The following is a 25,705-nucleotide window of genomic DNA, read 5'->3' as shown; positions in this document are numbered from 1 at the left end:
GGAGGCCCGGTGCCAGCTGGCACCGGGCCTCCCGTCCGTCTGTCGGTCGCGTCCAGGACGCGGATGACGCTAGCGCGCGAGCTTGAGCCAGACGGCGCCGAGCGGCGGCACCACGAGGTGCGCCGACGCGGGGCGGCCGGCCCACGGGGTGTCCTCGGCGGTGACGACGCCGAGGTTGCCGACACCGGAGCCGCCGTACTCCGCGGCGTCGGTGTTGAGCACCTCGTGCCACTCGCCGGCGCTCGGCAGGCCGAACCGGCGCTCGACGGGTACGCCCGAGAAGTTCACGAACACCGCCAGCCGGTCGTCGCCGTCCTTGCGCAGGAACCCGAGTGTCGAGTGGGGGGCGTCGCCGCCCTCGATCCACTCGAAGCCGTCGGCCGTGCTGTCGTGCGTCCAGAGCGCCGGCGTGTCCTTGTAGACCCGGTTCAGGGCGGCGACGAGGTCCTGCACACCGCGGTGCCCGGGCTGGTCGAGGAGCCACCAGTCGAGCCCCTTCGCCTCGGACCACTCTGCGGGCTGGGCGAACTCCTGCCCCATGAAGAGCAGCTGCTTGCCGGGGTGCGCCCACATGAACGCCAGGTAGGCCCGGACGTTCGCGAGCTTCTGCCACTCGTCGCCGGGCATCTTGCCGTAGAGGGAACCCTTGCCGTGCACGACCTCGTCGTGGCTGATCGGCAGGGTGAACTGCTCACTGAAGGCGTAGACGAGCGAGAACGTGATCTCGTCGTGGTGGTAGCTGCGGTACGCGGGGTCGCGCTGCACGTACTCGAGCGAGTCGTGCATCCAGCCCATGTTCCACTTCTGGCCGAACCCGAGCCCACCGGCGCTCGTCGGCTGGGTCACGCCGGGCCACGACGTGCTCTCCTCGGCGATCATCACGATGCCCGGGTAGCGCTTGTACGCGGTGGCGTTCGTCTCCTGCAGGAACGCGACGGCGTCGAGGTTCTCGCGGCCGCCGTGGATGTTCGGCAGCCAGTCGGTGCGGGAGTAGTCGAGGTACAGGATCGAGGCGACGGCGTCGACGCGCAGGCCGTCGATGTGGAACTCCTCGAGCCAGTACAGGGCGTTGGCGACCAGGAAGTTCCGGACCTGCGGCTGCCCGAAGTCGAACACGTACGTGCCCCAGTCGAGCTGCTCGCCGCGGCGGGGGTCCGGGTGCTCGAACAGCGCGTGGCCGTCGAAGCGTCCGAGTGCCCATTCGTCCTTCGGGAAGTGTCCGGGGACCCAGTCCATGATCACGCCGATGCCGGCGGAGTGCAGGCGGTCGATCAGGTACCGCAGGTCGTCGGGGGAGCCGTAGCGTGCGGTCGGGGCGTAGTACCCGGTGACCTGGTAGCCCCACGAACCGCCGAACGGGTGCTCGGCGAGCGGCAGGAACTCCACGTGCGTGAAGCCCGTGTACTGCACGTGCCCGATGAGCTGGTCGGCGACCTCGCGGTACGACAGCCCGGGGCGCCACGAGCCGAGGTGGACCTCGTAGACGCTCATCGGCTGGTCGTGCGTGGTCGTCTCCGCGCGGCGTTCCATCCACGCGCGGTCGCCCTCGGACCACGTGTAGCTCGACTCGGTGATGACCGAGGCGGTGGCCGGGGCGATCTCGGCCTCGCGGGCGAACGGGTCCGCGCGCTCGACCCAGCCGGAGTCGGTGAGGATCTGGAACTTGTACCGCTGCCCCGCGACGGCTCCGGGCCAGAACAGCTCCCAGACGCCGAGGTCGCTCAGGCGGCGCATCGCGGTGGTGCGGCCTTCCCAGCCCTCGAAGTCGCCGATGACGCGCACGGCGGTGGCTCGGGGGGCCCACACGGAGAACGCGACGCCGTCGACGCCGTCGATCGTGCGGACGTGCGCGCCGAGGTGGTGCCAGAGCTGCTCGTCGCGGCCCTCACCGAACAGGTGCAGGTCGAGCTCGCCGAGCGTCGGGGCGAACCGGTACGCGTCGTCGGTCGTCCAGGTGGCGTCGTCCTCTTCCGAGGACTCGTCGAAGTCGTAGTCGGCCTCGACCCGGTAGCGCCCGAGCTCCTCGGCGGTGGCACCGGCCCAGAGACCGTCGCCCTCGTGGGTCAGCTCGACGTCGTCGCCGTCGAGCCGGACGAGCCGGACCGCCTGCGCCAGGTGACGCACCACGCGGACGCTCGTGCCACCGTCGACGGCGTGCGGGCCGAGGACGTCGTGGGGCTGGGACCAGCGGCCCTCGGCTACCTGTTGGCGCAGCCACTGCTCGACCGGAGCCGGGCGCGGGCCCGTGCTGTCGGCGGTGGCGGGCTCGGGAGCCGGCGGCGTCGGGAGGGCGCTCGACGGTGCAACGGTGGACGGGCCTCCGGTCGGAGCGCCCGAGGACGCGACGGCGTCGACGGACGGTACCCGCGGGTGCGTCGCGTCGGCGGGGTGCCCCGCCAGCGTGGCGGACTCGGCGACCCCGCGGTCGGGCGCCTCACGCGGTGCAGCGGGAGCGCCTGGCAGGTCCTCGTCGGGGGCGGAGACCCGCGGCTCGTAGCGCGGCTCCGGCTTCGCGTCGGACGGTGTCCGCGCGGGCACGGGCGGCGGCGGGGGCGGGACCGGCGGTACGGCGGGGCCGCGGCGCGACGGCGGGGTCGGCTGGGGTGCGGTCGGGTCGTTCGTCATCGGTGCAGTCCTTCCACGACGAGCAGGTGCACGGGTTCCTGGAAGGCGTCCAGGCGGACGTAGTTCGACGCGCCCCAGACCCAGCGCTGCCCGGTCACGACGTCACGGACGTCGAACCGGCTGTCGGCCGGCAGACCGAGCGCAGCGAGGTCCAGGTGCACGGTGGTCTCACGCGCCGAGTGCGGGTCGACGTTCGCGACGACGATCACGGTGTCGGCGTGCCCGGAGCGGATGAACTCGCCGGACAGGTGCTTCGAGTACACGACGGTCGCCGGATCGTCGGCGGCGTGCACGTGCAGGTTCCGCAGCTGGCGGAGGGCGGGGTGCGCGGCACGGAGCCGGTTGAGCATCGTCACGTACGGAGCGAGCGACGCGCCCTCGGCCTCGGCCAGGGCGAAGTCACGCGGCTTGTACTCGTACTTCTCGTTGTCGATGTTCTCTTCCGAGCCCGGTCGGGCGACGTCCTCGAACAGCTCGTACCCCGAGTACATGCCCCACGTCGGGGCGCCCGTCGCAGCGAGCGCGGCACGCACCTTGTAGCCGGCACGACCACCGAACTGCAGGTACTCGGTGAGGATGTCCGGCGTGTTCACGAACAGGTTCGGGCGCAGGTAGTCGCTCGTCTCGTGCGACAGCTCCTCGAAGTACGACTCGATCTCTTCCTTCGTGTTCCGCCACGTGAAGTACGAGTACGACTGCTGGAACCCGACCTCTGCCAGTGCGCGCATCATCGCCGGACGGGTGAACGCCTCGGCCAGGAACACGGTGTCCGGGTGCTCGTCACGGACTTCGCGGATCACGCGCTCCCAGAACCAGAGCGGCTTGGTGTGCGGGTTGTCGACCCGGAAGATCCGGATGCCGAAGTCGATCCAGTGCCGCAGGACGCGCAGGACCTCGGCGACCAGGCCCTCGGGGTCGGAGTCGAACTGGATCGGGTAGATGTCCTGGTAGCGCTTCGGCGGGTTCTCGGCCGTGGCGATCGAGCCGTCGGCGCGCTGCGTGAACCAGTTCGGGTGCTCGGTGACCCAGGGGTGGTCGGGGGAGCACTGCAGCGCGAAGTCGAGCGCCACTTCCATGCCGGTGTTCTTCGCGGTCTCGACGAAGTCGCGGAAGTCGTCCTCCGACCCGAGGTCGGGGTGGATCGCGTCGTGTCCGCCCTCGGGGGAGCCGATCGCCCAAGGGCTGCCGGGGTCGTGCGGCCCCGGGGTGAGCGTGTTGTTCGGGCCCTTGCGCGCGGTCGTGCCGATCGGGTGGATCGGCGGCAGGTAGACGACGTCGAAGCCCATCCGGGCGACGGCGGGCAGACGGCGAGCCGAGGTCCGGAAGTCGCCGCTCTTCCACGAGCCGTCCGGGTTCTTCTTCGCGCCTTCGCTGCGGGGGAAGAACTCGTACCAGGCGCCGACGCCGGCGCGGGTGCGCTCGACGTCGAGCAGCTGCGTCGGGGAGTGCGTCCGGAGCGAGGTGAGCGGGGCTTCCTCGACCTCGGCCACGATGCGCGGGTCGTCGACGGCGGCCAGGCGCTCGGCCGGGTCGAGGTCGGTGTCGCGCACCTTCGCCGCCGCGCGGGTGGCGGCGGGGGAGTCGGTCTCGTCGGCGAGCCGGTCGAGCAGCAGGGCGCCGTCGAGGAGCGTCGCCTCGGTGTCCACCCCGGCCGCGATCTTCAGCCGTGCGGCGTGCAGCCACGTCGCCCAGTCGTCGGAGTAGGACTCGACGTGCCAGGTCCAGACGCCGACGTGGTCGACCTGGACGGTCGCCTCGTACCGGTCGGTCCCGGGCGCGCCGAGGGCCAGGGGGACGGTCCTGGTGCCCCCGTCCGGGCGTTCGAGGACGAGGTCGGCGCCGATGATGCCGTGTCCTTCTCGGAAGACGGTCGCACCGAACGTGATCACCTCGCCGTCGAACGCCTTGCCGGGGAACCCGTTCGGCGTCCTCGGTGCGAGCTCGGTGATCGGGATGCGCCCGATCTTCGGTCGGCGGGGTCGGTCTGCGGTGGCCACGGAGCCGACGCTACCCGGCGAGCGCCTCCGCGTTCCCCGGAATCCGCCCGCTGTGGACGGTCGGGCGCGCCGTGGACCTGTGGAGGAACCGGACGGTAGGCCCGTGGCGGGGCCGCCACGGGCCTCCCGTCCGCCCTGTGGTCGCGTACCGGGCGTGCGCCGGATCGCGCGCTAGGCCGGCTCGAACAGGTGGATGCCGGGGCCGTAGGCGGTGAACACCTGACCGGCGGGGCGGAGCCGCTCGTGGTCACGGTGCTTCTCGCTCGACCACGCGAGGCGGTAGCCGAGCACGTCCTCGCGCACCGGCAGCGTCAGGTCCCGTGTGCGCCCGCTGCCGTGCACGACGACCAGCACGCGGTCGTACGGCTCGTGCTCGGGCGTCGACTCGGCGAAGTACTGCAGGACGCGGTGCACCGGCTGGTCCCAGCCCTCGATGGTCATCGGGTGCCCGTCCGGCCCGTACCAGGACATCCGCGAGGCCCCCGGGGTCTCCTGCCCCTCGACGCCGAAGCGCGTCGGCCGGAGTGCGGGGTGCGCCTGCCGGAACCGGGCGAGTGCGGCGACGGCCTCGGTCATCGACTCGGCGTCCTCGTCGTCGGACCAGTCCACCGGGGTGAGGTCGTCGGACACGACGTACGCGTTGTTGTTGCCGTGCTGCGTGCGGCTCCGCTCGTCGCCCGCGGTGAGCATCGGCACCCCCGCGGAGAGCAGCAGCGTCGCCGCGAGGTTCCGCATCGACCGCCCGCGCGCTGCCCGGACGCCGCGGTCGGCGGTGTCGCCCTCGATGCCGTGGTTGAACGAGCGGTTGTCGTTCGAACCGTCGCGGTTCTCCTCGCCGTTCGCCGCGTTGTGCTTCCCGTCGTACGACACCAGGTCGAGCAGCGTGAAGCCGTCGTGGGCGGTGACGAAGTTGACGCTCGCGAGTGGGCCGCGCTCGGCGCCGAAGACGTGGCGCGAGCCGGTCAGGGCTCCGGCGAGGGCGCCGATGCCGGTGCGGGGCATGCCGTTGCGGCGTTCCTCGGCGATGTCCGTCAGCCAGAACTGGCGGACCGTGTTGCGGAAGCCGTCGTTCCACTCACCGGTGCGGTCGCCGGCCGCGCCGAACGAACCGGTCTTCCAACCGTCGGGTCCGACGTCCCACGGCTCGGCGATGACCAGGGTGTCCTGCAGGTCGGGGTGGTTCCGGATCCGCTCGAGCAGCGGGTGTTGCGGATCGAAGACGTGGTGGGCGTCGCGGGCGAGCGCGGCCATCAGGTCGAAGCGGAAGCCGTCGACCTGCACCTCGCGGGCCCAGTACACCAGGCTGTCGACGATCAGGTCGGCGGTGGACTCCACCGAGGTGTCCAGGGTGTTCCCGCAGCCCGTGGTGTCGTAGTAGGTGTCCCGGAACGGCGGCGCGGCCTCGGTCCAGCGGTACCGCTCCGCGCCGTCGATGCCGCGGAGGCTCGTGGTGGGTCCGCCGAGGCCCTCTTCCGCAGTGTGGTTGTAGACGACGTCGAGCACCACCTGGATGCCCGCTTCGTGCAGCAGCCGGACCATGCCCTTGAACTCGCGCAGGACCGCGGACGCGCCCTCCGCCCGTGCGGGAGCCGAGGCGTGCGCGGCGTGCGGCGCGAAGAAACCGAGCGTGTTGTAGCCCCAGGCGTTCTCGCGGCCGGCGTCCCGCAACCAGTTCTCGGTGTCGAACGCGTGCACCGGCAGGAGCTCGAGCGTCGTGACGCCGATCCGGTGCAGGTGGGCGATGGTGCTCTCGTGCGCCACTCCGGCGTACGTGCCGCGCAGGTGCTCCGGCAGGTGCGGGTTCGCGGCGGTCAGGGTGCGGACGTTCGCCTCGTAGACCACGGCGCGGTCGAGCGGGACCGTGGGCTTGACGACGCCGCCCCAGTCGAAGGCGTCGTCCACGACGACGCTCGTCCAGCGGGGCGCGCCGGCCCCGGTGTCGGGTCCGGCCCCGGTGTCGGTTCCGGACCCGGTGTCCGGTGCGCTCTCGGGCACGCCGGTCGGGGCGATGCCACGGGCGTAGGGGTCGAGCAGGGGCCGGGTCGGGTCGAACTCGTTCCGCGGTCCGACGGGCCCGTCGACGAGCAGGTGGTACCGGTCGCCCGGGGCGATGCCTGGGGTCTCGGCCGTCCACAGGTCGGTCGCCGGCAGCCGCTCGAGCGGGTACCGGACCGGCTGCCCGCCCGCTCGCTCGACGACCACGACGACGGCCGTGGCGGTGGCGGACCGCAGGGAGAACCGCGGGACGTCGGCCCCGAGGTCGAACCCCGGGGTGTGGTCGATCGCTGTCTCGTGCACCCGACAAGGGTACGAGGACCGGCGCGTATCCTGGACACCGCTCGTTCCAGGGGGTGCAGATGCCGGTCTACCTCGACCACGCCGCGACGACGCCGATCCTGCCGGAGGCGCTCGCCGCGTTCACCGACGCGCTCGGAACCGTCGGCAACCCGTCCTCGATCCACAGCGCCGGGCAGCGCGCCAAGATGCTGCTCGAGGACGGCCGCGCCGCGGTCGCCCGGTCGCTCGACGCCGACACCGTCGAGGTCGTGTTCACCTCCGGCGGCACCGAGAGCATCAACCTCGCCGTGAAGGGCCTGTTCTGGGCTCGTCAACGCGACCGTGCCCGCCCCCGGATCGTCGTCCCGGGTGGCGAGCACCACGCCACCGTCGACACCCTGACCTGGCTGGAGACGCACGAGGGCGCCGTCGTCGACGTGGTCCCGTTGGACGCGCAGGGCCGCGTCGACCTCGTCGGACTGGAGGCACGACTCGCCTCCGCCGACGACGTCGCCCTGGTCACGTTCCTGTGGGCGAACAACGAGGTGGGCACCATCCAGCCCGTGTCACGGATCGTGGAGCTCGCGCACGCCGCCGGCGTGCCCGTGCACAGCGACGCCGTCGCCGCCTACGGCCAGGTGCCGGTGTCGTTCGCCGCGTCCGGCCTCGACGCCCTGAGCGTCTCCGCGCACAAGGTCGGCGGACCGGTCGGCATCGGTGCGCTGGTGCTCGGGCGGAAGGCCACCGTCGAGCCCCTCATCCACGGCGGCGGGCAGCAGCGCCAGGTGCGCAGCGGCACGCAGGACGCCCCCGCTGCGGCGTCGTTCGGCGTCGCGGCCACGATGGTCGCCGCCGAGCCGATGCCGCATCCGTCGCTCGTGGCCCTGCGCGACCGGCTCGTCGCCGGTGTCCGCGCGGCCGTGCCGTCCGCCGTGCTGATGGGCGACCCCGACGACCGGCTGCCCGGCAACGCGCACTTCACGTTCCCGGGCTGCGAGGGCGACTCGCTGCTGTTCCTGCTCGACGCGGCCGGGGTCGCGGTGTCGACCGGGTCGGCGTGCCAGGCCGGCGTGCCCGAGGCGTCGCACGTGCTGCTCGCGATGGGCCTGTCGGAGCAGGACGCCCGCGGCGCGCTCCGGATCACGCTCGGGCACACCTCGACCGATGCGGACGTCGACGCCTTCCTGGCCGCGCTGCCGGACGCGGTCGCGCGGGCCGGGGCTGCCGGCATGGCGTCGCGGGAGCCGCTGCTCGGGCGCTAGAGCGCCCTCCGGCGGGGGTGCGACGCCGACCGGCCTGCCGCGCCGGTAGGATCGGTGACCATGGTCGAACTGGACTTCACCGAGCAGCTCTCCGCCCTCCGAGAGACCTTCGGCAACATCCGCTCGGTGGTCGACGTCGACCGCCTGCAGCGTGAGATCGCCGACCTCAGCGAGCAGGCGGGTGCCCAGGACCTCTGGGACGACGTCGAGCACGCGCAGCAGGTGACGAGCGCGCTCTCGCACCGGCAGTCGGAGCTCAAGAAGATCACCGACACCGAGCGACGCATCGACGACCTCGAGGTGCTGGTCGAGATGGCGAACGAAGGCGACGACCAGGACTCGGCCGACGAAGCCGTCGCCGAGCTCAAGGCGGTCCAGAAGACCATGGGCGACCTCGAGGTGCAGACGCTCCTCGACGGCGAGTACGACGACCGCCCCGCCGTGATCACCATCCGCGCCGGGGCCGGCGGCGTCGACGCCGCGGACTTCGCCGAGATGCTCATGCGCATGTACCTGCGGTACGCCGAACAGCACGGCTTCAAGACCACCGTGATGGAGACGTCCTACGCCGAAGAAGCGGGCATCAAGTCCGCCACGTTCGAGGTCGACGCCCCCCACGCCTTCGGCACCCTGTCGATCGAGGCCGGCACCCACCGACTCGTCCGCATGTCGCCGTTCGGCGCAGCGGGCAAGCGGCAGACCTCGTTCGCCGCGGTCGAGGTCATCCCGCTCATGCCGGAGACGATGGTCATCGACATCCCCGAGAACGACATCCGCGTCGACGTCTTCCGTTCGTCGGGCCCCGGCGGGCAGTCCGTCAACACGACCGACTCCGCGGTGCGCCTGACGCACATCCCGACCGGCACCGTCGTCTCCATGCAGAACGAGAAGTCGCAGATCCAGAACCGTGCGGCCGCCATGCGCGTGCTGCAGTCGCGCCTGCTCCTCCTGAAGAAGGAAGAGGAGAACGCGAAGAAGAAGGAGCTCGCCGGCAACATCACGGCGAGCTGGGGCGACCAGATCCGGTCCTACGTGCTGGCGCCGTACCAGATGGTCAAGGACCTGCGGAGCGAGCACGAGGTGAACAACCCCTCAGCCGTGTTCGACGGCGACCTGGACGGCTTCATCAACGCCGGCATCCGCTGGCGCAAGCAATCCGTCGACGCGTAGGGGTTCGTGAGCCGCGCGCCTCGCTTGCTTTCCAAGCGGGGCGACCTACCCTGATCCGGTCATGATCAAATTCGACCAGGTCACCAAGGTCTACTCGGGCAACCCGAGTCCGGCGCTCGACAACCTCACCCTCGAGATCCTCAAGGGCGAGTTCGTGTTCCTCGTGGGCGCCTCGGGTTCCGGCAAGTCCAGCTTCCTGCGCCTCGTGCTCAAGGAGGAGAAGCCCTCCCGCGGCCAGATCCACGTGCTCGGGCAGCGCCTCGGGTCCCTGGCGTCGCGGAAGGTCCCGTACTTCCGGCGCAACCTCGGCGTCGTGTTCCAGGACTTCCGACTCCTGCCCAACAAGAACGTCTTCGACAACGTCGCGTTCTCGCTGCAGGTGATCGGCAAGAGCAAGGGCTTCATCAGCGAGGCCGTCACGGACGTGCTGAAGCTCGTCGGACTCGCGGGCAAGGCGACCCGCATGCCGCACGAGCTCTCCGGTGGTGAGCAGCAGCGCGTGGCGATCGCCCGCGCCGTCGTCAACAAGCCGGCGATCCTGCTGGCCGACGAGCCCACCGGCAACCTGGACCCCACCACGTCCGCCGGCATCATGGCGCTCCTCGAACGCATCAACCAGGGAGGCACCACCGTGCTCATGGCGACCCACGACGCCAGCATCGTGAACCAGATGCAGCGTCGGGTCATCGAGCTGTCGAACGGCACGGTCCTCCGTGACGAGCAGTCCGGCGGCTACCAGACCCAGGCGGTCCCGATCCAGCGCGGCACCGTGTCGAACACCACCGGCATCCAGACCATCCCGGGGCTCATCCGATGAGGCTCGGGCTCGTCATGTCCGAGGTCGGCTCGGGCCTGCGGCGCAACGCGTCGATGGTCGTCTCCGTCGTCCTCGTGACCTTCATCTCGCTCACCTTCGTCGGGACCGCGATCCTGCTCCAGATGCAGATCAACCAGATGAAGGGGTACTGGTACGACCGGGCGCAGGTCGCCGTCTACCTGTGCACCGACACCGACACCACCGGCAACTGCACGGGTGCCAAGGCCACCGAGGACCAGCGGAAGCAGGTCCAGGCCCAGCTCGAGTCGTCCACGCTCAAGCCGTACATCGAGAAGACGTACTACGAGGACCAGGACCAGGCGTTCACCCGCTTCAAGGAGCAGTTCAAGGACTCCGCGGCGACCGAGTTCGTCAAGCCCGAGTACCTCAACGAGACCTTCTGGGTGAACCTGAAGAACCCGTCGCAGGCCGACGTCCTCGTCGAGAGCCTGTCGAAGGTCGCCGGTGTGCAGAGCGTCGTCGACCAACGCGGCTACCTGCAACCGATCTTCAACCTGCTCAACGCGTCGTCGTACACGGCGATCGGCATCGCGGCGCTGATGCTCGTCGCCGCCGTGCTCCTCATCGCGACCACGATCCGGTTGTCCGCCTTCAGTCGCAGACGAGAGCTCGGCATCATGCGGCTGGTCGGTGCGTCGAACCGGTTCATCCAGACGCCGTTCGTGCTCGAGGGGGTGATCGCCGCCGCCATCGGAGCCGTCCTGGCGGGTGGCGCCATCACCGCGGTGGTGTGGTTCTTCGTCCGGAACTTCCTGGCCGAGCGCTTCACCGGCACAGCGTTCATCGGCATGGGGGATGCGGCCATCGTGGTGCCGTCGGTGATCGTCATCGGGGTGTTGCTCGCCGCGGTGTCGGCGTCGATCGCCATCCGCCGCTACCTCAAGGTCTGATCCGCCGCGCCGGGAAGGTGCGTGAGGCGCCTGCTGTTGGGTAGTCTGTAGGGCTGCGCAGTGCAGTGCCCGGAACGAGAGGAGTCGTCATGGCGAAGGAACGCGGTGAGAAGATCGTCGCGACGAACCGTCGCGCCCGACACGACTACCTCATCGAGGACACGTACGAGGCCGGCATGGTCCTGTCCGGCACCGAGGTGAAGTCCCTGCGAATGGGACGCGCCTCGTTGGTCGACGGGTACGCCTACATCGACCGGGGCGAAGCCTGGATCGATGCCGTGCACATCCCCGAGTACACCGAGGGCACGTGGAACAACCACGCACCTCGGCGCAAGCGCAAGCTGCTCCTCCACAAGCAGCAGATCGTGAAGATCTCGCACAAGACGGCCCAGGGTGGCTACACCCTCGTGCCGCTGCAGATCTACTTCCACGACGGCCGAGCGAAGATCGAGATCGCGGTCGCCAAGGGCAAGCGCGAGTTCGACAAGCGTCAGGCCATGCGGGAGAAGACCGACAAGCGTGAGGCCGAGCGGGCCATGCGCACGAAGAACCGCGTCGGCGAGTAGCGGCCTCGTACCTCGGTCAGCTAGACTGAGGGACTGGTCCGATCGGAGCAGTCGAAACACAACTCAACAGCGTGACAGCGGCTCGCACGTCCGGCCCGCATGGGGATGATCGGTTTCGACATTGCCTGTGTGCCGACGGGAAGCGGGCCGAGGACCCACGGTTATCTCGCGAACGATCCGTGGAAAACAACAAGTGCCAATTCCAAGCGCACTGACTTCGCTCTCGCTGCGTAAGCAGCCCAGCACATGAAGTCCGTCGGCCAGGTGACCGTCCCCTAACCTGATCCCGGCGTCATCCAGAGGACTTGCTGCACGGTTGCGCCTCAGGGCCGTGCGGGACTTGCACTGAGACTGGGCCCGTCGTCCTAGAAGCCGGTAGCAAAGGACGGGGCCGAGCAGAACGAACTATCCGGATACGCCCGTAGAAGACGTCGAATTGCAGCGATGGACGGGGGTTCGATTCCCCCCATCTCCACCATTCGCCGGTCGTCGAGCCGCTGTCACCACGTGTTGCACGAACGCCCCGTCACCGTCCCTGGACGATGCCGGGGCGTTCGCTGTCTCGCCACGTCAGGGGACTACGCTCCGGAGGAGGCGCAGGGAAACGCCCGCGCCGACCCCGAACGGAAGGCCCCCACGTGGTGCAGGAGATCGCGATCCGAGTCCGTCTGCGCGAGCAGGAGCGAGTGGTGCTCGCCGACTACGAGCGGATCGTGGGGTCCGTCGCGACGGTCGCTGCCCTCGCTGCCTGGCTTCCCACGCCCGACGCCCGCCTGGTCGTCCGCGGCCGGGGTGCCGAGCCCGTGCGCCTCGAGACCGTCACCTACGGTTCGGTCGTCGAGATGCTCGTCGTGCTCGACCAGCGTTCGGCTGCTGTCGAGCGGGGTGCCGCAGCGATCGCCGCGCTGATCGAGTCGGTGCGGCACGAGCACGTCGCCGATGACGTGGCCGGGGTCGCCGGTGAGTTGGACCGCCTGGACCGCGCTGCACCGCGTGGGCGGTCGGTCGTCGAGCGCACACTCCGCACGTTCCTCGAGGGCGCGCGCGCCGACGTGCTCGCCCGGAAGACGACCACTCGGGTCCGCACGGCGCAGGCGCTGCTGCGGCTCGCCGAGGACGACGCCGTGCTCACCGTCGAGCGGGTGACGGACGCGCTCGCCCCCGTGCTCGAGGAACACGCGGTCGACGTCGCGCTCGACACGGGTTCCGCCGTGGTGGTCGAGCCGATCGACGGGGTCGAGTCGCCGGAGCTGGCCCCGGCCCTGCCGCTGCCCTCGGGGGAAGCGAAGCCGAAGCAGCAGAAGAGCGACGGCAAGAAGCAGAAGAAGGACGACAAGAAGCCGTCCAAGAAGAAGGACCACGGCAAGAAGAAGTCCGACAAGAAGAAGTCCGACAAGAAGAAGTCGGACAAGAAGGACGACGGCAAGAAGAAGAAGTCCAAGAAGTAGCAGCCTGAGTGCTTATACAGCACAATTGTTTCCGGCATGTTACAGAATCCGACCAAGCCGCTGTCCCGGTGCCAGAGTCGATGAGCGCGACCCCCGTTCGTGGGGCGGGCTCACTCGACGGGAGCAGCAGTGGCTACAACGACGACGCCGGCGTTGCCGGACTCCGGCCTCAAGCGGAACGTGGGCTTCATCGGGCTCATCTGGGCCTCGACGGGGTCGATCATCGGCTCCGGATGGCTCTTCGGGTCGCAGGAGGCCCTGAAGACCGCGGGCCCGGCCGCGATCATCTCCTGGCTCATCGGTGGTGTGGCGATCCTCGTCCTCGCCCTCGTGCACGCCGAACTCGGCGGCATGTTCCCGATCGCCGGCGGAACGGCGCGGTTCCCGCACATCGCGTTCGGGGGCATCGCCGGTGCGTCGTTCGGCTGGTTCTCCTGGTTGCAGTCCGTGACCGTCGCCCCGATCGAGGTCGAGGCGATGATCAAGTACGCGCAGCACTGGCAGTTCGCGCACCCGTGGCTGCACACCACGACGGTGGACGGGGAGACGCAGCAGCTGCTCACCGGCGCTGGCATCGCGGTCGCCGTCGTCCTCATGGCTGTGGTCACCGTGATCAACCTGCTCAGCGTCCGGATCCTCGCGAACACGAACTCGGCGGCGACGTGGTGGAAGGTCGCCATCCCGCTGCTGGTCATCATCGTGCTGGCGTTCAGCGGGTTCCACGGCTCGAACTTCACGGCGGCCGACGGCTTCATGCCCGAGGGCGCCAAGGGGGTCCTGGCTGCCGTGTCCACCTCCGGCATCATCTTCGCCTTCCTCGGCTTCGAGCAGGCAGACCAGCTCGCGGGTGAGGCGAAGAACCCGCGACGGGACATCCCACGCGCCGTCATCGGCTCGGTGCTCATCGGGCTGGTGATCTACCTGCTGCTGCAGGTCGTGTTCCTCGGGGTGCTCCGGTCGGATGCGATCCAGGGGTCCTGGGCCACCGCCGACTTCACGAAGTACACGGGGCCGTTCGCCGACATCGCGATGGCCGCGGGCCTCACGTGGCTGGCGGTGGTCATCTTCATCGACGCGATCATCTCGCCGGCGGGCACCGGCCTGATCTACGTGACGGCGACGAGCCGCATCTCCTACGGACTCAGTCGCAACGGGTACTTCCCGAAGGCGTTCGAGTGGACGACGAAGCAGGGTGTGCCGTGGGTCGGGCTCGTCACGGCGTTCGTCGTCGGCTGCGCGTGCTTCGCACCGTTCCCCTCGTGGCAGGGGCTGGTGAGCCTCATCACGAGCGCGTCGGTCCTGATGTACGCCGGCGCCCCGTTGGCGCTCGGTGCGTTCCGGAAGCGGATCCCGGAGATCGAGCGCCCCTACCGGATGCCCGCCGCCGCGGTGCTGTCGCCGATCGCGTTCATCGTCGCGAACCTCATCATCCTGTGGACCGGGTGGGACACCGACTGGAAGCTCGGTGTCGCGATCCTCATCGGTGCCGTTGTGATCATCCTGAACAACGTGTTCCGCGGTGCGTCCAGCGTCCGGCCGCGCTGGGACTGGAAGGCGGCGCAGTGGCTGCTGCCCTACCTGATCGGCATGGGGCTCATCGTGTTCCTCAGCGACTTCGGCCCGCTGACGCGCCCGGTGTTCCCGCTGTGGATCGACATCGTCGTCGTCGCGGTGTTCTCGCTGGTGATCTACTACTGGGCGATCAACTCCGCCTCGGACCGTGCGGAGATCCTCCGCACGGCCGACGACGTCCGTGACGTCGAGGAATCAGGCGTGGTCGAGCCGGTCCACCACTAGAAGTCGAACAGGTTCGCCCGGATGCCCCCGGCGCCGTACTCCCGCCGCAGGAGCCCACGGCGCCGGAGCACCGGCACCAGGTCGCCGAACATCCGGTGGATCTGCGCCGGGTGCAGGTCGCCCGAGAAGATGATGCCGTCGTTGTCGGCGTCCGACCCGAGCTCCTCGATGAAGTCCGCGAACTCGTCGGCGGTCCCGACGAAGCCCTCGCGCGAGGACACCCGCCCCTTGCGGGCCTTGCGCTCCAGGAGCGCGCGCAGCGGGGCGTCCGGGGTGTCGCCGAGCAGCCCGCGGATCGTGCCGGCGGAGACGTGGTCGCCGAAGGTCCCGTCCGGCACGGGAGCATCGAGGTCGAGCGCGAGCAGGTCCGTCTCGGAGTCGCTCGACCACGCGATCGCGGCGGTCCGCAGATCGTCGTCGGACGGGTGCCGGGACGCCTCGACGATCCGGTCGGCCTCGTCGGACGACGAGACGATCTCGGGCTTGAGGACGAACAGGATCCGCAGGTCGGCGGCCGAGCGTCCGGCGGCCTGCGCTGCGGCGATCACGCGACCGCGGTAGTCCGCCACCGCGGCGGCCGACAGCGGTGCGAGCGCGAGTTGCACGTCCGAGTGGGTGCCGGCGAACGCGAGGCCCCGACCGGAGCCACCGGGGGAGACGACCACCGGGTCCGAGTCGAGCGGCAGCGCGTTGAGCGGGCCGTCGGCGGTGAAGTACGCGCCCTCGTGGTGGAACGCGTCGAGCGCGTCGCCGTCGGCGAAGCGCCAGTCGGAGGGATCCCCGACGTACCCGGACGATCCCCACGAGTGCCAGAGCCGGCGGAGCAGCGTGATCCACTCCTCGGCACGGTCGTACGCCTGGTCGTGCGGCAGTGGTGGCAGACCGGCGTGCCGGGCACTGCCGACGTCGGTCACGACGTTGATGCCGAGTCGCTCGGAGGACAGGTGTGCCAGCGTGGCGAACTGTCGCGCGGCCAGGTACGGCGGCGTGAACCCGGCGTTCACGGTCGGCGCGATGCCGATGTGCGAGGTCGCCGCGAACAGGTACGGCGCGAGCAGCAGGGGGTCGTGCTTCGGGCCGCCGTACGCCTGGCGGATGCGCAGGTCGAGCGTCGACGGGTTGCCGAGCGAGATGGCGTCCTCGGCGATCACCAGGTCCATGCCGGCCTGCTCGAGCGTGCGGACGGACTGCTGGTACAGGTCGGGCTTGGTCCAGTCGTGGCCCCAGTCCCAGTCCGAGCGCCCCCACGCCTGCGGGCCGAACCCGCGCGAGAAGAAGTACCCGAAGTGTTGCGGTCGTGCCATCGTCTAGAGCTCCTCCGAGATCACGTGCGTGCCCGGGACCGAGTGTTCCAGGGACGCGCGCTCCGCGTCGGACGCACCACGGGCCTCCCGGTCATCATCGCCGTCTGCGGAACGCAACGCGGCGAACCCGCGTTCCAGGTCGCGGAGCAGGTCCGCGACGTCCTCGATGCCGACCGACAGCCGGATCAGGCCGTCGTCGATGCCCTGGTCGGCGCGCTCCGCGGCGGTCTTGCCGGCGTGCGTCGTCGTCGCGGGGTGCAGGATCAGCGAGCGGACGTCGCCCAGGTGGGTCATCCGGCTGAACAGCTGGACGCTGTCGATGAAGGTGTGTGCGGCGGCTTCGCCGCCCGCCAGCGTGAACGCGAAGACGGAACCGGCACCGCGCGGCAGGTAGCGCTGGGCGAGGTCGTGGAACGGACTGGAGGCCAGACCCGCGTGGTCGACGCTCGTCACCTCCGGCTGTGCTTCCAACCACTGCGCCACCGCCAGCGCGTTCGCGCTGTGGCGTTCCACGCGCAGGCTCAGCGTCTCGATGCCCTGACGGATCAGGAACGCGTTGAACGGCGACGGGGTCGGGCCGATGCGCGAGGCGACGACGTCACGCGCGAAGACGACGAAGGCCCGGTTGCCGTAGCGCTCGACGTAGCTGTCGCCGCCGAGCGACCGCTCCGGGCTGGTGAGGTGCTGCCAGCGCTCGGGGGAGGCGGACCAGTCGAACGTGCCGCCGTCGACGACGACGCCACCCAGGCCCGCGCCGTGGCCGGACAGGAACTTCGATGCCGAGTGGATGACGATGTCGGCGCCGTGCTCGACCGGGCGGACCAGGTACGGCGTCGCCAGGGTGTTGTCCACGATCAGGGGGACCCCGGCACGGTGCGCGGTGTCGGCGACGCCGGTGATGTCGAGGACGTCGTTCTTCGGGTTCGGGATCGTCTCGGCGAAGAACGCCTTCGTGTTCGGTCGGACGAGCCGTGCCCACTCGTCGAGGTCGCGCTGGTCGGCGACGAAGTCGACCTCGATGCCGAGGCGGCCGAGGTTCTGCACGAGCAGCCCCTTGGTGCCCTCGTAGATGCTGCGGGCGGCGACGACGTGGTCGCCCGCCTGCAGGAGGCCGAGGAACGCGATGGTGGCCGCCGCCTGGCCGCTGCCGACCAGGATCGCCTCGACGCCCCGCTCGAGCAGGGCGACGCGGCGCTCGACGTCGGCGTTCGTCGGGTTGCCGAGGCGGGTGTAGGTGTAGCCGTCCTCGGTGCCGGCGAAGCGGTCGCGCGCCTGCTCGAAGTCGTCGAAGAGGAAGCCGGAGGACATGTGGATGGCCGGGATCCGTGCGCCGTGCCCTGCGTCGGGCACGAAGCCGCCGTGCACCTGTTCGGTCGAGAAACCGTGATCGTCGTTCGCCATGGGACACCTCCGGGAGTCGTCTGGCGGTAGCCTCGCAGCCTTCGCTGCGTGGACAGGCGATTGCGGCGTTCCGTTACGCGGAACCGGGGTGCGGTGGGGTCGCGGCGGAGCTGTGGCGGCTGCCACGATGGGGACATGGCGACCGACGAAGCGACCCTGATCATCCGCGATGTCCGTCCGTGGGGCGGTGCACGGTCGGACATCCGGGTGGCGGAAGGCCGCATCGTCTCGGTCACCGCGACCGGAGCGGGCGACGGCGTCGCGGACGGTGCCGGTGCCGATGCCGGTGCCGGTGCCGGTACCGATGCCGGTGCTCGGGTCGTCGACGGGCGCGGCCAGCTCGCGCTGCCGGGGTTCGTCAACACGCACGCCCACGTCGACAAGAGCTGGTGGGGGCACGAGTGGGAGTCGTACGGCGGCGAGCCCGGCACGCAGGGGCGCATCGCGCACGAGCGGGCTCGGCGTGACGCCCTCGGGATCCCGAGCGAACCCGTCGCCACGCGGGTGCTGCGCGAGGGGCTGCGCACCGGCACCACCCGGGTCCGCACACACGTCGACGTCGACCTCGGCGTCGGGCTGCGGGGGATCGACGCCGTGCGTGGTGCGGCTGACGCGCTCGACGGTGCGGTCGAGGTGTCGATCGTCGCCTTCCCGCAGGACGGCGTGCTCCGGCGGCCCGGTGTGCTCGACCTGCTGCGGCAGGCGGCGACGGCCGGAGCGGACCACATCGGCGGGCTCGACCCGTCGCTCATCGACCGCGACCCGGTCGGGCAGCTCGACGGCCTGTTCGCCATCGCCGCCGACACCGGGTGCGGCATCGACATCCACCTGCACGAGCCCGCCGAGCTCGGTGCGTTCGCGTTCGACCTGGTGCTCGACCGGGTGGAGCGGCTCGGCATCGCACCCGGCCTGGTGAACATCGCCCACGGATTCGCCATCGTCGACGTCGACCCCGTGCGTCGCCGCGACCTGCTCGCCCGGATGGCGTCGCTCGGCGTCACGATGACCACCGTCGCCCCGGTGCGGATGCGGCAGCTTCCCCTGCACGAGTTCGACGACGCCGGCGTGCGGTTCGGCTTCGGCACCGACGGCATCCGCGACCTGTGGAGCCCCTACGGTGACGGCGACCTGCTCGGCATCGCGTGGCAGTACGCGCGGGCCGGCGGTGTGGTGCGGGACGCGGACCTGACCCGCGTGGTGGAGCTCGCCACGCGCGACGGTGCCCGGTTCGTCACCGACGAGGCGCACGACCTGGTGACGGGGGCGCGTGCCGACGTGGTGCTGCTCGACGCTGAGAACCCGATGGATGCCCTGGTGCGGCGGGTGCCGCGGTCACTCGTGGTCGCCGGTGGCCGGGTGTTCGACCCCGCCGAGCTCGCGCAACGCCCCTGGGAGTAGGCGCGGGGTTGCGCACGGAGTTTTCGACGATCCACGAGTCGATCACCGCGTGGATCGTCGCGGACGTGGTGCGACCACGACGAGCGAGGCGTCAGCCGCGGTAACCGACCGATGCGACGGCCGCCGACAGCCGGCCGGGCAGCCCCGGCGGGATCTCGGCCGGCAGGGCGTCGAGCACGAACCAGCGGACGTCGTCGCTCTCATCGCTGACCGCCGTCACCACCGACGGGTCGGCGAGGGCGACGAAGCCGACGTCCCAGTGCGCCGCGCAGGCGAACCCGCCGCCGAGCTCGTGCCGGTCCAGGTCCGCGATGCGGTCGTCGACGAGCTCGAGGTCGGTGATGCCGGACTCCTCGCGGGCCTCGCGACGAGCGGCGTCGGCCAACGAGACATCCGACGGCTCGAGGTGCCCGCCGAACTGCACCCAGAAGCCGCCCTTGCGGTGCAGGCACAGCAGCACCCGGGCCAGGTCGGGTGAGAACACGAAGCACGACGCGGTGAGGTGGTCCGGGCCGCCGTCACGCCACAGGGAGGCATCCCCTCGGGCGGCGACGAACGCGGCGAACGCATCGCGGTGCCGATCGTCAGCGGTGGCGAGGGCGGTGGTGGCGGTGTCGAGCAGCACCGCACCATCCTCCCAGGTGTGATGAGGGGGACGCGGTGGGTGGCAGCGACGCGGTGGGTGGCGGCGACGCGGTGGGTGGCGACGACGCGGTGGGTGGCGACGACGCGGAACGACGAGGTCGACGTCGTACGACATCGAGGGCGTCGTTCCGCGTCGACCACGGCAGGCCGTCAGAAGAGTGCGCGCACGCCCGCAACCACGGTGTCCCAGACCTCGAGCAGCGGGACCCGTGCGAGCCACACCGCGAGGCCGTTCACCAGCACGAACAGCACGAACCAGACCCCGGCCGGCACCCGCATCTCGGCTGCGGCGATGTGGAAGTCGGTCTGCACGCGGGCGCCGGTGAGCAGCCACCGTGCGACCTGCACGACCGACCGCAGTCCGTCGACGACGAAGAACGCCCCGACGGCGGCGACCACGAGCACCGTGACCTCGGACGGACGCAGCGCCACCCACAGCGCCAGGACGTCGAAGCCGAGCACGACGAGCAGCCCGAACCAGTTCCGCACGAACACCAGCGCCACGAGCCCGATCACACCGAGCACGGCGACGGGCAGCCACCGCGAGCCGTGCAGCACCCCGGTGACCAGCAGCACCCCGGCCCAGAGCGGCGCGCTGTACCCGGCGTAGAGGTTGAGGATCCGGACGAGCCAGCGGATGCCGCTGGGGACCCGGCCGAGCTGGACCCAGGCCTCGCCGGAGCCGTCCGGGTGCAGGTCGATGCGCTGGATGCGGCCGCCGAACGGGACGACGACGATGCAGTGCCCGACCTCGTGGGCGATGGTCGCGGCGATCCGGGCGACGCGTCCGACGAGCGGCAGGAACGGCAGGAGCGCGCCGACGACGAGTGCGACGAACACGAGGGGCGGGGCTGCGGTGGTCAAGGGACCAGCATCGCAGCCGTGTCCCGCGAACTGCCCGAGACCCGGCGGCGACGACGATGTGGAACGACACCCTCGACGTCGTCCGACATCGAGGGTGTCGTTCCGAGTCGGCGCCCGACCCGCGCGCGCCGGGGTCAGCCCAGGACGGTCGGCCCGGCCACCACGACGACGAGCACCGTCGTCATGGCGATCGCGAACGCCGTGAGCACGACCAGGAACGTCGTCAGGTGGTTCATCCGACCGCGCATCACTCGACCGTCACCGACTTCGCCAGGTTGCGCGGCTTGTCGACGTCGCAGCCGAGCTGCAGTGCGAGTTCGCGGGCGAGCATCTGCAGCGGCACGACGGCCTCGAGCGGACCCCACGGCGCCGCCATGGCGCCCCAGGCGAGTCCGCCGGTGCCGCGGCTGCCGAGCGCCGGGATGTCCGACCCCTCGCCGCCGATGGTGATGACGAACCCGCCGCGTGCCCGGACCTCGGCGATCGCCGACTGGATCTTCGGCTCGCCGTGGTCGATCACGACGACGGGGGTGCCCTCGTCGACGAGTGCGAGCGGACCGTGCTTCAGCTCGCCCGCGGGGTACGCCTCGGCCCAGCGGTAGCTGAGCTCCTTGAGCTTGAGTGCGCCCTCGGCGGCGTACGGCAGCCCGGCACCGCGGCCGAGGAACAGGAAGCCGGTGGCCTCCTTCACGCTCGACACCAGGAGCGGCATCCGGTCGGCGGACACCTGCGTCGCGTGCTCGATGCGCGCCGGCAGGTCGAGCAGTTCGTCGACGAGCGCGTGGGCACGTGCGACCTCGATGCGGCCGGACGCCACGAGTGCGGAGATCACCGCGGCGACCCCGACGACGACCTGCGCGGTGAACGTCTTCGTCGCGGCGACGCCGATCTCCGGACCGGCGTGGCAGTCGAGCACGGCGTCGGCGCGACGGGCCAGCGAGGAGTGCACGTTGTTCGTCAGCGCGAGCACCGGGTGGCGGTCCTCGAAGCGGTCGAGCGCGCGGAGGACGTCGGCGGTCTCGCCGGACTGGCTGATCGCGACGACGAGGGTGTCGGGGCCGAGGACGGCCTGGTCGGCCTCACTGGCGACGACGATGTCGGTGGGGACGCCGCCGATGCCGCGCAGCGCGGTGGCGATCACCTGGCCGGCGTTGAGCGAGGTGCCGCAGGCGACGATCGCCAGGCGCTGGAAGGCGGGCAGCCCGAGGCCGACCCACATGCTGCCGTCCGCGGTGCGGCGGGCGATCCGGTCCAGGATCGTGCTGACGACGTCGGCCTGCTCGCCGATCTCCTTCGCCATGTGGTCGGGGTGGTCGCCGAGGTCCAGCGCGGTGGCGGCGAACGGCGACGGGGTGGGGAACGGAACGGGCACGGTGATCCCGTTCGACGACCAGGTCCAGGCCTCGCCGAGCTCGACGACATCACCGTCGCGGAGCGCCACGAAGGTCTCGCACCACTCGGCGATCGCACCGATGTCGCTCGCCACGAAGTCGCCGCGGGCGGACCGGGCGACGACGAGCGGGGAGCGGTCCGCGGCCACGACCATCCGGCCGTCGCGGGCGTCGAGGACGACGATCGCCCACGACCCCTCGAGCTGCGCGGTCGCGATCTGCACGGCGAGCATCAGGTCCGGGTCGACGGCCAGGGCGCGCTCGACGAGGTGCGCGATGACCTCGGAGTCGACCTCGGAGCGGAACCGGTGGCCCTGCGCCGTGAGCATGTCGCGCAGGCGGTCGGCGTTCTCGATGATGCCGTTGTGCACGATGCTGATCCGGCGCGAGCAGTCGGCGTGCGGGTGGGCGTTCGCCTCGCGCACGGCACCGTGCGTGGCCCAGCGGGTGTGGCCGATGCCGACGCCGGTCAGGGCGTCGCCGGACCGGGCGGCGACGAGCGTGCGCAGGTCCCCGACCCGGGAGACCGAGCGGATCGTCTCGGTGCGTCCGGTGGCGGTCCGGACGGCGATGCCGGCGGAGTCGTAGCCGCGGTACTCGAGTCGTTCGAGTCCGTCGAGCAGGTAGGGCGTCGCGTCGTCAGACACGCGGGCCGCGATGATGCCGCACATCGGCTGTCCCTTCGGGGGAACGGGGAGGGGGAGTGGAGCGGGGGTTCGGCACCGACCGCCGTCGGGTCTGCCGCGCGTCCGGGCCCTCGCGGTCCTGACCGGCGCCCGTCCTCGGATCAGGCGAGGACGGACGACGGAGTGGGTGGGCCACGAGGTTCGGGTACCGGACGGGGTACCGCGGTCTGGCCCCTGGGGAGGGGCACGGCGGTCGGTGCATGAGAAGCCTCACCCGGCGACGCCGCCACGGCAACAGTCGTCGACTGCTCTTGCGGTTCCCCGCGTGCGGGGGACGCCGCGGTGCGGTCGCGTGCGGACTCCCGCAACGCGCGCGCAACGCACGCCGCGTTCTGGACAGGGAAAAGGCGGACGGGAGGCCCGGTACCAGCTGGTACCGGGCCTCCCGTCCGCCTCGTGCCCGCGTCGACTACGTGAGCAGCGCGACCAGGTGGGAGCGCGACCGCGCGCCCACCTTGCGGTAGATCTGGGTGAGCCGCAGCTCCACCGTGCGCTGCGACATGAACAGCGACGACGCGATCTCGCGGTTGCGGTAGCCCTCCGTCACCTTCTGCACCACGGCGCGCTCCTCGGCCGTGAGCGAGGTGAGCACCGCGGAGGCGTCCGGAGCGCTCCGGGGCGTCCCCGGCATCGACGCGGACAGCACCGGTGCGGACCGGAGCGACGGCCCCGTGCCGAACGGCGGCATGGCCGCTGCCGGTGCGGGGGTGACGAGGGGACGGCGCATGCCGGCCGCTTCGTACGCCGCCGCTGCTGCTGCACCGAGCCGCGGACGCTCGGCGGGGTTGCCGACCGTCGCGAGGGCCGCGAACGTCCGTGCCCGCTCGAACTGCGAGTCGTGCGGCTGGAACAGCTCCAACGCGCGGCGACGGGCGGTGTCCCGGGTGGTGTCGTCGGCGACGAGCGCGAGGCTCCTCGCCAGCACGAGCGCACCCCAGCGACCCGGTCGGGCGTGGTGGTCCGCAGCGAGCCGCGCGGTGATGGTGCGGGCGTCGTCGATCCGTCCGAGGCGTGCGTACGCCTCGACCAGGTCGCCGAGGTGCCGGAGCACCGCGGGGTTCCGCAGGGACCGGCCGATGGCGTCCGCCGCTTCGAGTGCGGCGGCTGCCTCCTCCAGCCGGCCGTCGAGCAGCAGGACCCGACCGCGGAGCGCGTGCAGCTTCGCCGTCGCACCCCACAAGCGGCTCGTCGAACGGTGCTCGAGGCACCGGTCCACGACCGCCAGGGCATCGGCGGAGCGCCCCTCGGCGAAGTGCCGCCAGGCGATCGCGATGGCCCGCGACGGCTCACGGAGCCGTTCGACCACCGAGGAGCCGGCCTCCCACACGTCGATCGCGCGGAGCGCCTGCCGGAAGTTCCCGGAGCGCACCTCGTTCTCGGCGGTCAGGTAGCGGGCTGCCTCGGTCCAGACCGGCGCCGTCTGCGGGCCACGGGCGAGGACGAGTGCGAACACCCGACGCGCGCTCCGGTACCGCTCGGCGATGCTCAGCGCGTGGGCGAGGAGCAGCAGGGCCGGGTCGGACATCGCCAGCAGCACCGACGTCGCGAGTCCGTCGTGCAGGTCGGTGTCCGACGGCAGGGTGCCGTCGATCGCGGCGATGAGCTCCCGCGCGGTCGTCGTGATCTCCAACGTGTGCGGAGACGCCGACGCCTCGAGGGGCTCGACGCGGTGCAGCAGGTCCTTCGCCTGGTCGAGCTCCCACGCCTCGGCACGGAAGCACGCCACCATGGCCATCAGCCCGGCGACCGCGTCCACGTCGGCCGGCTCGGTCGCGTCCACCGACACGAGGAGTTCGTCCGCGTGCACCGCGTCGCCACTGAGGTACTGCGCCGAGTACTGCAGGCGCAGCCGGCGGACCTCGTGCGCCGTCGTCCGGAACGGACGGAGCGCGGCGAGGTACCGCGCGGCGAAGCCGAGCAGCCGGTTGCCGAGCAGGGCCTCAGCGACCCCGAGCAGCGCGACGAGCTCGTCCTCGGTGCCGCCACCGACGTGCAGGGCACGCTCGGTGAGGGCGATCGCGGCGTGCACGTTGCCGTCCACCACGTACGACCGTGCGGCGCCGAGCAACGCGACCACGTCGGGGACGTCGTCGACGAAGCTCCGGTGCCACGCGGCGGCCCGCGGGTCGGACTCGGTGCTCGCCGTGGCCAGCGCGGCGTGCGCCGCGCGGCGGTCACGGGCGGGCATCCGCCAGTACAGCGCGGACCGGACCAGGGGGTCGCGGACCGTCACGCTCTGGCCCCGCACGGTGGCGAGGCCTGCTCCGACCAGGTCGTCCAACTCGTCGCGGTCCCAGGCCGTGGTCTTCGCGACCGGCACCAGGGCGAGTTTCGCGAGGACGTCCAGATCTCGTCCCGCGGCGGACCCGAGTGCGAGGGCTGCGAGGGCCTCGGTCGTCGGAGTGGGTCGGAGCGGGAGCACGATCGGCTCCGCGCCGGTGAGCTGCTCGCGGCTGAGCACCGCGAGTTGTTCGCGGAGCGCGCCGGGGTTGCCACCGGTCTCCGCGGCGAGGACGGCGAGGACACCGTCGTTCGCTTCTTCCGGTGCCATGGTCCGGGCGAGGACGAGTGCCTCGTCGGACGGCAGCGGCTCGATGCGGAGCGCCGGCAGGGCCGCGAGCGGACCGTCCGACGGCACCGAACGGACCGTCGCCACGACGCGCAGGGCGGTGCCTGCGAGTCGGCCGGCGAGGAACGCGATGAGCTCCTGGCTCTCGACGTCCATGCGGTCGAGGTCGTCGATCAGCACGAGCGTCGGCGGCAGGGTGAGGGCGTGCACGGCGTCGAGGAAGTCGTGCGCCGCCGCCAGTCCGGCGGTCACGGGGACCGCCGTCTCACCCGTCTGCAGGAGATGGGCGATGTGGGCCGTCGCACGGGGGTCGTCGAGCGCGGTGAACAAGGAGGTCACGCCGGCCAGCGGCCAACGGGATTCACTCCCGTTGACACCGACCCGCACGACGGGGAGGGAAACGCGGTTCGAGACCGCGTCGAGGACGCTGCTGCGTCCGGAACCAGGGTCGCCGACCACGACCATCGCGGACTCCCGAGGGAGTACAGCGAGGGTCGCGATCCGGTCGACCTCGAGACGTCGACCGGTGAGTGCCATGACTCACCGGCCTCCGGGCCCGGAAGCGGATCCTGCGGAG

The 25,705-nt window shown here is 71.2% G+C and carries 18 protein-coding genes and 1 other RNA gene; 9 read left to right on the top strand and 10 right to left on the bottom strand.

Going from position 1 to position 25,705, the window contains the following annotated elements; translation table 11 throughout:
• Nucleotides 1-69: 69 nt before the first annotated feature.
• From glgB to ITJ60_RS11100, 3 genes are all read right to left on the bottom strand, one after another.
• Nucleotides 70-2,625, bottom strand: a complete 2,556-nt coding sequence (gene glgB / locus ITJ60_RS11110) for a 1,4-alpha-glucan branching protein GlgB (RefSeq protein WP_228510024.1) — start codon at nt 2,623-2,625, stop codon at nt 70-72.
• Nucleotides 2,622-4,622, bottom strand: coding sequence for an alpha-1,4-glucan--maltose-1-phosphate maltosyltransferase (locus tag ITJ60_RS11105; protein ID WP_173168709.1), 2,001 nt, complete (start codon nt 4,620-4,622; stop codon nt 2,622-2,624). The genes glgB and ITJ60_RS11105 overlap by 4 nt, the downstream gene beginning before the upstream one ends.
• A 171-nt stretch (nt 4,623-4,793) precedes the next feature.
• The gene (locus tag ITJ60_RS11100) at nt 4,794-6,920 is read right to left on the bottom strand and encodes a glycogen debranching protein (RefSeq protein ID WP_194647938.1); all 2,127 of its coding nucleotides are present in this window, start codon (nt 6,918-6,920) and stop codon (nt 4,794-4,796) included.
• Between the two features lie 59 nt (nt 6,921-6,979).
• Between ITJ60_RS11100 and ITJ60_RS11095 the strand changes: the two genes are divergently transcribed.
• The 8 genes from ITJ60_RS11095 (at nt 6,980) to ITJ60_RS11060 (ending at nt 14,870) form a co-directional block, all read left to right on the top strand.
• The gene (locus ITJ60_RS11095; RefSeq protein ID WP_131846415.1) at nt 6,980-8,161 is read left to right on the top strand and encodes a cysteine desulfurase family protein; all 1,182 of its coding nucleotides are present in this window, start codon (nt 6,980-6,982) and stop codon (nt 8,159-8,161) included.
• A gap of 60 nt (nt 8,162-8,221) precedes the next feature.
• Nucleotides 8,222-9,331, top strand: coding sequence for a peptide chain release factor 2 (prfB, locus tag ITJ60_RS11090; protein ID WP_132100217.1), 1,110 nt, complete (start codon nt 8,222-8,224; stop codon nt 9,329-9,331).
• 61 nt (nt 9,332-9,392) lie between these two features.
• On the top strand, nt 9,393-10,148 hold the full coding sequence (gene ftsE, locus ITJ60_RS11085) for a cell division ATP-binding protein FtsE (RefSeq protein WP_111086441.1): 756 nt from the start codon (nt 9,393-9,395) through the stop codon (nt 10,146-10,148).
• A complete protein-coding gene (ftsX, locus tag ITJ60_RS11080; RefSeq protein WP_111086440.1) occupies nt 10,145-11,059 on the top strand; it encodes a permease-like cell division protein FtsX in 915 nt (304 codons plus the stop codon). Before ftsE ends, ftsX begins: the two co-directional genes overlap by 4 nt.
• 89 nt (nt 11,060-11,148) lie before the next feature.
• Complete coding sequence (smpB, locus tag ITJ60_RS11075) at nt 11,149-11,625, top strand: SsrA-binding protein SmpB (RefSeq protein ID WP_123294782.1); 477 nt, start codon at nt 11,149-11,151, stop codon at nt 11,623-11,625.
• Nucleotides 11,626-11,726: 101 nt separating this feature from the next.
• Nucleotides 11,727-12,103: a transfer-messenger RNA gene (gene ssrA / locus ITJ60_RS11070) on the top strand.
• Between the two features lie 160 nt (nt 12,104-12,263).
• Nucleotides 12,264-13,073, top strand: a complete 810-nt coding sequence (locus ITJ60_RS11065; RefSeq protein ID WP_194647937.1) for a hypothetical protein — start codon at nt 12,264-12,266, stop codon at nt 13,071-13,073.
• Nucleotides 13,074-13,202: 129 nt separating this feature from the next.
• The gene (locus ITJ60_RS11060; protein WP_323749155.1) at nt 13,203-14,870 is read left to right on the top strand and encodes an APC family permease; all 1,668 of its coding nucleotides are present in this window, start codon (nt 13,203-13,205) and stop codon (nt 14,868-14,870) included.
• Here ITJ60_RS11060 and ITJ60_RS11055 read toward each other — a convergent pair.
• Together ITJ60_RS11055 and ITJ60_RS11050 are read right to left on the bottom strand one after the other, a co-directional pair.
• Nucleotides 14,867-16,174 carry an LLM class flavin-dependent oxidoreductase gene (locus ITJ60_RS11055; RefSeq protein ID WP_194647936.1) on the bottom strand — a complete coding sequence of 436 codons (1,308 nt, stop codon included), beginning with the start codon at nt 16,172-16,174 and terminating at the stop codon, nt 14,867-14,869. The two genes, ITJ60_RS11060 and ITJ60_RS11055, sit on opposite strands and share 4 nt — an antisense overlap.
• Nucleotides 16,175-16,177: 3 nt before the next feature.
• Nucleotides 16,178-17,575 (bottom strand): O-acetylhomoserine aminocarboxypropyltransferase/cysteine synthase family protein, encoded by a 1,398-nt coding sequence (locus tag ITJ60_RS11050; protein ID WP_194647935.1) that lies wholly within the window; start codon nt 17,573-17,575, stop codon nt 16,178-16,180.
• A 135-nt stretch (nt 17,576-17,710) separates the two neighbouring features.
• Here ITJ60_RS11050 and ITJ60_RS11045 point away from each other — a divergent pair, with 135 nt between their 5' ends.
• Nucleotides 17,711-18,973, top strand: a complete 1,263-nt coding sequence (locus ITJ60_RS11045; RefSeq protein ID WP_194647934.1) for an amidohydrolase family protein — start codon at nt 17,711-17,713, stop codon at nt 18,971-18,973.
• Between the two features lie 91 nt (nt 18,974-19,064).
• On the opposite strand, the gene ITJ60_RS11040 is transcribed toward ITJ60_RS11045, so the two are convergent.
• From ITJ60_RS11040 to ITJ60_RS11025, 5 genes are all read right to left on the bottom strand, one after another.
• On the bottom strand, nt 19,065-19,598 hold the full coding sequence (locus ITJ60_RS11040; protein ID WP_323749154.1) for an NUDIX hydrolase: 534 nt from the start codon (nt 19,596-19,598) through the stop codon (nt 19,065-19,067).
• A gap of 170 nt (nt 19,599-19,768) precedes the next feature.
• On the bottom strand, nt 19,769-20,482 hold the full coding sequence (locus ITJ60_RS11035) for a M50 family metallopeptidase (RefSeq protein WP_194647932.1): 714 nt from the start codon (nt 20,480-20,482) through the stop codon (nt 19,769-19,771).
• 134 nt (nt 20,483-20,616) lie between these two features.
• Nucleotides 20,617-20,730 carry a Rax2 family protein gene (locus ITJ60_RS19160; protein WP_240347339.1) on the bottom strand — a complete coding sequence of 38 codons (114 nt, stop codon included), beginning with the start codon at nt 20,728-20,730 and terminating at the stop codon, nt 20,617-20,619.
• Nucleotides 20,730-22,544, bottom strand: coding sequence for a glutamine--fructose-6-phosphate transaminase (isomerizing) (gene glmS / locus ITJ60_RS11030; RefSeq protein WP_194647931.1), 1,815 nt, complete (start codon nt 22,542-22,544; stop codon nt 20,730-20,732). Before glmS ends, ITJ60_RS19160 begins: the two co-directional genes overlap by 1 nt.
• Nucleotides 22,545-22,968: 424 nt before the next feature.
• Entirely contained in the window at nt 22,969-25,665 is a 2,697-nt protein-coding gene (locus ITJ60_RS11025) for a helix-turn-helix transcriptional regulator (RefSeq protein ID WP_194647930.1), read from the bottom strand.
• Between the last annotated feature and the right edge of the window lie 40 nt (nt 25,666-25,705).

Origin of the sequence: Curtobacterium sp. VKM Ac-2884, from assembly GCF_015350945.1 — a bacterium.
Taxonomy (GTDB): Bacteria; Actinomycetota; Actinomycetes; order Actinomycetales; family Microbacteriaceae; genus Curtobacterium.
Note: the sequence above shows the minus strand (reverse complement) of the source record. Positions and strands in the feature narration are given on the sequence as shown.